Origin of the sequence: Promicromonospora kroppenstedtii DSM 19349 (assembly GCF_000515355.1) — a bacterium.
GTDB classification, from domain to species: domain Bacteria; phylum Actinomycetota; class Actinomycetes; order Actinomycetales; family Cellulomonadaceae; genus Promicromonospora; species Promicromonospora kroppenstedtii.
In genome coordinates this window covers 43,419-47,003 of the sequence record NZ_KI911653.1, presented here as the reverse complement: position 1 = coordinate 47,003, position 3,585 = coordinate 43,419, and the positions used below count along the sequence as shown (strand labels likewise).

Annotated in this window: 4 protein-coding genes and 1 pseudogene; 4 read left to right on the top strand and 1 reads right to left on the bottom strand. The window is 72.5% G+C overall.

What is annotated here, in order from left to right:
* The 3 genes from PROKR_RS10470 to PROKR_RS32635 form a co-directional block, all read left to right on the top strand.
* Positions 1–1,134 (top strand): serpin family protein (locus PROKR_RS10470; RefSeq protein WP_211240097.1); only part of this gene is annotated, 1,134 nt, incomplete at its 5' end.
* Positions 1,135–1,255: 121 nt separating this feature from the next.
* Positions 1,256–2,647: an OFA family MFS transporter gene (locus PROKR_RS10465; RefSeq protein ID WP_211240098.1), complete on the top strand. Its 1,392-nt coding sequence runs from the start codon at positions 1,256–1,258 to the stop codon at positions 2,645–2,647.
* A gap of 2 nt (positions 2,648–2,649) precedes the next feature.
* Positions 2,650–2,796, top strand: coding sequence for an MFS transporter small subunit (locus PROKR_RS32635; protein WP_157602004.1), 147 nt, complete (start codon positions 2,650–2,652; stop codon positions 2,794–2,796).
* A gap of 27 nt (positions 2,797–2,823) precedes the next feature.
* On the opposite strand, the gene PROKR_RS10460 is transcribed toward PROKR_RS32635, so the two are convergent.
* Positions 2,824–3,315 (bottom strand): MarR family winged helix-turn-helix transcriptional regulator, encoded by a 492-nt coding sequence (locus tag PROKR_RS10460; protein WP_084800368.1) that lies wholly within the window; start codon positions 3,313–3,315, stop codon positions 2,824–2,826.
* A gap of 30 nt (positions 3,316–3,345) precedes the next feature.
* On the opposite strand from PROKR_RS10460, the pseudogene PROKR_RS37355 reads away from it, so the two are divergent.
* Positions 3,346–3,585 (top strand): annotated as a pseudogene (locus PROKR_RS37355) (alpha/beta hydrolase); the annotation flags it as partial.

Below are 3,585 nucleotides of genomic sequence, written 5' to 3'. Positions count from 1 at the left end.
GGGCCGGACGCCGTCGCCGCGACCGAGGAGCTCGGCCTGCTCGCCCTGCGCGCGACCGCGGAGCCGAAGGAGAACGCCCTGGTCTCCCCCGCGTCCCTGTCCTTCGCCCTGGCCCTGCTGGCCGAGGGGGCGCGCGGCGAGACCGCCACGACCCTGGACGCGGCGCTCGGCGCCGCCGGCGAGGAACGCACGTCCGCCTACAACGCCCTGCAGGGCGAGCTGGCGAAGCACGACGGCGACCCCGCCGTCGTGCAGGACGACGAGCTCCCCGAACGCCCCGTGCTGCACCTGGCCAACCAGGCGGTGCTCGACGACGAGCTGACCGTCGAGCCGGACTATCTCGACGCGCTCGCGTCCGCGTTCGACGCCGGCGTGCAGCGCACCGACCTGGGCGGCGGTGAGGGCAAGAAGGTGCTCGACTCCTGGGTGAACCACCACACCGGCGGGCTGATCGAGGAGTCGGCGACCGAGCCCGACCCGTCGCTGCGCCTGGTGCTGCAGAACGCGATCCTGCTCGCGGCGCGCTGGCAGAGCCCGTTCGACGAGGCGTCGACCGGCGACCAGGACTTCACCGGACCGGGCGGCACCGCCCCGACCGAGATGCTGCGCGGCACGCGGCCGTGGGCCTACGCCGAGAGCGACGGCTGGGCCGCGGTCCGCCTCCCCTACGCCGAGGCGTTCCACGCGGACCTCCTGCTGCCGCCGGAGGGCACCGACCCGGCCGACGTCGACCCCGGGACGCTGACCGCCCTCACCACCGCGCTCGACGACGCCGCGCCCCAGGTGGTCGAGCTCACCATGCCGACGCTGGAGCTCGAGCCGCCCACGCTCGACCTGGCCCCGGCCCTGGAGCAGGCGGGTCTCGCCGGCCTGTACGACTCCCCCGACCTGTCGGGCATCAGCACGGCCGAGCAGCTCCGGGTGAGCCAGGTGCTGCAGCAGGCCTACCTGAACCTGGACGAGGAGGGCACCGTCGCGGCGGCCGTCACCGAGATCGCCGCCGAGGCGACCAGCGCCATGCCCGAGGAGCCCGCCGTCCGTATGACGGTCGACCGCCCCTACCTGCTGCGGATCGCGCACACCGAGACCCGCCTACCGCTGTTCCTGGCCGCCGTGCGCAGCCCGCAGCACTGAGCCGGCCGCGCCTGCGCAGACCATTGACCCGGGCATCCAGCGCCAGTAGCGTGCGCACGCAAACGGGAGAAACCGCACCTCGTGCGTCTGATCCCCTGAGCACGAGGAGGTGCGCATGGCGCTGTCGTTCCTCGACCGCGAGCACACGGTGGCAAAGCCCGGCTACAGCAGGTGGCTCATCCCGCCGGCCGCGCTGGCCATCCATCTGTGCATCGGCCAGGCGTACGCCACCAGCGTCTACAAGAGCGCGCTGGTCGCCCACTTCGAGTCGAGCCTCACCGCGATCGGTGTCATCTTCTCGATCGCCATCGTCATGCTCGGCCTCTCGGCCGCCGTGCTGGGCACCTGGGTGGAACGGGCCGGGCCCCGCGCCGCGATGTTCGCGTCGGCCTGCTTCTGGGCCTCCGGGTTCCTCGTCGGGGCGCTCGGCATCGCCACGTCGCAGCTGTGGCTGGTCTACGTCGGGTACGGCTTCATCGGTGGCATCGGGCTCGGCATCGGCTACATCTCGCCGGTGTCCACGCTGATCAAGTGGTTCCCCGACCGGCCGGGCCTGGCCACGGGCATGGCCATCATGGGGTTCGGCGGCGGCGCGCTCATCGCCTCGCCCCTGTCCCGCCAGCTCATGGCCGGTTACGACAGCGGCTACGACCCCACCGACCCCACCTCCGTGGCCTCGGGCAGCGCCGTCACCTCGCTCTTCGTGACCCTGGGCATCGCGTACTTCCTGGTGATGATGCTGGGCGTGTTCACGGTGAAGGTCCCGCCGCCCGGCTGGACGCCCGCGGGGTTCGACGCCGCCGCGGTGGCGGCGAGGCCGATGGTGTCGACCGCGAACGTCTCCGCGGCGAACGCGATCCGGACCCCGCAGTTCTGGTTCCTGTGGACCGTGCTGTTCTGCAACGTGACGGCGGGCATCGGCATCCTGGAGCAGGCGGCGCCCATGATCCAGGACTTCTTCCGCGAGGACGGCATGTCCTCGGTCGCGCCGGCGACGGCGGCCGGGTTCGTGGCGTTCCTGTCCCTGTTCAACATGGCGGGGCGCTTCGTGTGGTCCTCCACGTCGGACTACATCGGCCGCAAGCCCACCTACGTCCTGTACCTGGGCGTCGGCATGATCATGTACGTGCTCCTGGCGACGGTCGGCCACACGTCCACCGTGATCTTCGTGCTGGTGGCGGCCGTGATCCTGTCCTTCTACGGCGGCGGCTTCGCCACCGTGCCCGCGTACCTGCGCGACCTGTTCGGCACCTACCAGGTGGGCGCGATCCACGGCCGCCTGCTCACCGCGTGGTCGGCCGCGGGCATCGCCGGGCCGCTGATCATCAACGGCTTCCTGGACGCCCAGGGCACGCCGGGCGAGCTGGTCGCGGCCGACTACCGGCCCGCGCTGTTCACCATGGTGGCCGTGCTCGCGGTCGGCTTCGTGGCCAACGCCCTGGTCCGCCCGGTCGCGGCGCGGTTCCACGAGAGGCCGGGCCACGCGGACGAGTTCGCCGAAGGAAAGGTGTGACCATGGCCGAGCAGACACCCGAACCGGCACCGCAGCCGACGTCGAACCAGGTACCCCGGCTGATCCTCACCTGGGCCGTGGTGACCGTGCCGCTGGCCTACGGCCTGTTCCAGACGGTACGGAGCGTCATCCCGCTGTTCACGGGCTGACCAGCCCGCTGCCCGACGGCGACCGCCTCACCGCACGCTCCCGGCCTCCAGCCCGCCTCGCACGGCGGCGAGGACCCGCGCGAGCTGCCCGAGGTCGCCGTCGGGCACACCGGTGCCCCGCAGCGCGTCGGCCGCCTCGCGGGCGAGGGTCGGGAGCATCTCGTCCAGCACTCGCCGCCCGGCCGGCGTGAGCTCCAGGAACGAGGACCGGCCGTCCTCGGGGTTGGCCTGCCTGCGTACCAGCCCGTCCCGCACCTGTCGGTCCACGCCTTTGCTGGCCGCGCCGACGGTGATACCGAGACGCCGGACCACGTCGGACACCCGGCACCGCGGGACCGCGTCGACGGCGCGCAGCAGGTCGAACCTGCCGAGCCCGTGCCCGTGCGTGGCGCGCAGACGCGCGTCCAGCAGCGTGTAGAGCCGGACCTCGACCCGGACGAGGTCGTCGAGCAGCCGCGCGCCGTCGAGGTCGCCCTCGGCCCGAGGAATAGATTCCGTGGAATCTTGTTTGGCTTCCATGGAATCTATCTTCGCGCACCGAGGGGAACCATGGACCAGAACTCGCTCGCCGAGCTCCGTACCTTCTACACGTCGTTCGGCCGGCTCCCGCTGCCGGAGGGCACCCGCGTGGCCGAGACGACGCTCAGCGGCGTCCCGGCACTGGAAGTCGCCGTGCCGCAGGCCGCGAACGACGCCGGCGTGCTGCTCTACCTGCACGGCGGCGGCTACGTGATCGGCGACGCCCGCACGGGCGTCCCGCTGGCCGCAGCGCTCGCCGCCCGGGCGGGG